Source organism: Cetobacterium sp., assembly GCF_048470075.1.
Classification (GTDB): Bacteria; Fusobacteriota; Fusobacteriia; order Fusobacteriales; family Fusobacteriaceae; genus Cetobacterium_A.
In genome coordinates this window covers 1-2516 of sequence record NZ_DBGBQB010000114.1, presented here as the reverse complement: position 1 = coordinate 2516, position 2516 = coordinate 1, and the positions used below count along the sequence as shown (strand labels likewise).

Below are 2516 nucleotides of genomic sequence, written 5' to 3'. Positions count from 1 at the left end.
CTTTAAGAGAGTTTTTTAATAAAATTTGATCAATAGCAATAACATCATTAAAAAGAAGTAATACATTTTTTATATCTGAAAAGTTTTCATCAACAATTATTCGTCTTATTATATATACAATCATAAACTTATCAACAACATAGAGATTACAGGAAAACTCCTTTAAAATATCATCTAAATTATTTAAAATAATTTTATGAGGTCTATTAAATGAAACATTTATAACTCTTATAATTTTATTGTTATACTTGAAAAAAGAGAGATATAACTTATTAAAAAGCATCTTTTCCAAGTCTTTATTTTTCATCTGCACTTTGAATTTTGATTTTATAGCTTCCATTAACTTGAGACATAGATTTTTATTATCTTCCTCTAAAATCCCTTTTTCTAGATAAAGATTTGTTAAAAAGTGAGATAGCTGATCTTTAAACTCCTTATCAAAATCCTCACCAAATATATTCACATTGTTTTCAATCTCCTTAAATTTTTCTAAGTTCAAATTGGATTCATCTCTAAATTTAAAACCACCAAAAATATTGATACATATTTCTAAAGAGCATATAAATGAAAGTAAAAAATAGTTAATAGGTAGATCAGATTTTTTGAGTATGGAGTAAATTTGAGATAATCTCTTTTTTGTATCAAAAGATTTAAGACTATTTAAAAGCTCTCTTCTTATAGGAACAAGAATATCCTCTTCAACGAATAACTTCATAAGTTTCTTATAAAAAAGAATCTTATCTTTTTCAGATATTTTTTTTAAAATAAGCCCCTTACCATGACTATACTCGTAAGTAGTACCATTTTTGGAGAATTCATCTTTGACAACTTGAAAAGATCTTAAAATTGTACTTCTTGAGACATCTAGAATACTTTTTTCTTTTTCCAAGTTTAAGAACCCTGTGAAGATAAATTTAATAAAAAGATAATCAATCTTTTCATCAAATGTTAAGGTTTTAAAGTTCTGAAATAAAAACTCTATCTCCTTTGGAGTTAATTTTAAAAAGTAAAAATTAGCTACTTTATAGATAGTTGGTAATTTTATTGATTCTAGAAATAGATTGAGTTGTGAGATTGTTTTTATAATCGAACTTCGCTCAACGTTAAAATACAGTTGCATATCCTCAATAGACATCTCATTTTGAGATAAAATTTTTAGAATATTAGCAGCTGTTGTATTCATTTTACCACCCCCCGGTTTCAATAGTTTATCATAGATAAAGAGGGATTAAAATAGTTATTATAAAAACTCAATATATCACTTTTGCTTCTATAAAAAGAAAAATTGAAATATTTAATTAATAATCTATATATGGTATTATTGATACATATAAAAGGTGAATAAAACCTTTAGAAAGCTTTTATAATGCGGAGGGGAACAGAATTATGACAAAAGGAACAGTAAAATGGTTCAATAAGGAAAAAGGATTCGGATTTGTAACTTGTGAAGAGGGAAAAGATTACTTTGTACACTTTTCAGGAATTATAGGTGAAGGATTTAGATTTTTAGAAGAGGGGCAAAATGTATCTTTCAAAATTGAAAGTGGAGATAAAGGACCTTTAGCAAAAGAGGTTCAAGCAAACTAGTACCTAATCCTAATAATAAAATATAAAAAAAGGTGGAGTTGTTTCCATCTTTTTTATTTAATACTTTATTTTGTGAGATTAGTTCAAAAAAATATTGCAGATTAAGTTGTAAATAGATATAATATAAAAAATATATGGCAAACTATGGGAAACCGTAGGACGCAAAGCTATAGGGCCTTTAAAATGGCAGCCAGTTGCACTTATCTTTTAATAAAGGGATAGGTGTTTTTTTTTTTTGAAAAAGTTGTAAAGAGGAAAGTATAAATATTTATATATAAATATAACAGAGACTAAATGATTAGAGGTGTTGTACTATGTGGAAAACTGAGATAAAAAAGGAGTTGACAAAATATCATATTAACTCTACACATGAAAAAATCTTGAGAAGAATAAATGAAAATCCAGGGATAACTCTATGTGAACTTACAATGGGAATGGAGCTATCAAAGGGATCAGTATCGATTTGTATAAAAAAATTAGAAAAAGAAAACTTAATTCAAAAGTATGGAACTTTTGATGATAAAAGAGTTTTTAGACTTCATCCAACAAAAATTGGAAAGGATCTGTGTAGTAGAATAAAACTGATGCAGATATTAAAAATATAACCTCTATATAGATTCTATACAGAGGTTATATTTGCTATAAAGGCAGTGAATAACGTTTAATAAAGGGATAACGAGTTTTTATTTTTAACTCTTCAAAAGTTATAATGGATATATTTTCATCATTGGAAATATAGGAATCTAACTCAGATTCCATTATAAACTTAGATATACGAATATTCTCCTTTATAAAAAATGTATTTTGAATAATGGGATGTAAAAATTTGGGTATCTCTTTAAAAACAACTATAGTATTTGAAAGTTCAGAGATACTACTTGTATTTAAGTTCCAAAGATAAAGAAAGATAATATTGGATAGTTGTATAT

At 25.8% G+C, this 2516-nt stretch carries 4 protein-coding genes and 1 riboswitch; of the genes, 2 read left to right on the top strand and 2 right to left on the bottom strand.

Annotated elements, in window-relative coordinates; all coding sequences use genetic code 11:
• Positions 1–1183, bottom strand: a 1183-nt coding sequence (locus ACMOUI_RS04245) for a hypothetical protein (RefSeq protein WP_418964495.1), incomplete at its 3' end; no start/stop codon positions are given.
• A gap of 203 nt (positions 1184–1386) precedes the next feature.
• On the opposite strand from ACMOUI_RS04245, the gene ACMOUI_RS04240 reads away from it, so the two are divergent.
• Together ACMOUI_RS04240 and ACMOUI_RS04235 are read left to right on the top strand one after the other, a co-directional pair.
• On the top strand, positions 1387–1587 hold the full coding sequence (locus ACMOUI_RS04240) for a cold-shock protein (RefSeq protein ID WP_418964494.1): 201 nt from the start codon (positions 1387–1389) through the stop codon (positions 1585–1587).
• A gap of 126 nt (positions 1588–1713) precedes the next feature.
• Positions 1714–1789: riboswitch (cyclic di-GMP riboswitch) on the top strand.
• 112 nt (positions 1790–1901) lie between these two features.
• Positions 1902–2192: a MarR family transcriptional regulator gene (locus tag ACMOUI_RS04235; RefSeq protein ID WP_418964493.1), complete on the top strand. Its 291-nt coding sequence runs from the start codon at positions 1902–1904 to the stop codon at positions 2190–2192.
• A 34-nt stretch (positions 2193–2226) separates the two neighbouring features.
• On the opposite strand, the gene ACMOUI_RS04230 is transcribed toward ACMOUI_RS04235, so the two are convergent.
• The coding region (locus ACMOUI_RS04230) for a hypothetical protein (protein ID WP_418964492.1) at positions 2227–2516 on the bottom strand (290 nt) is incomplete at its 5' end.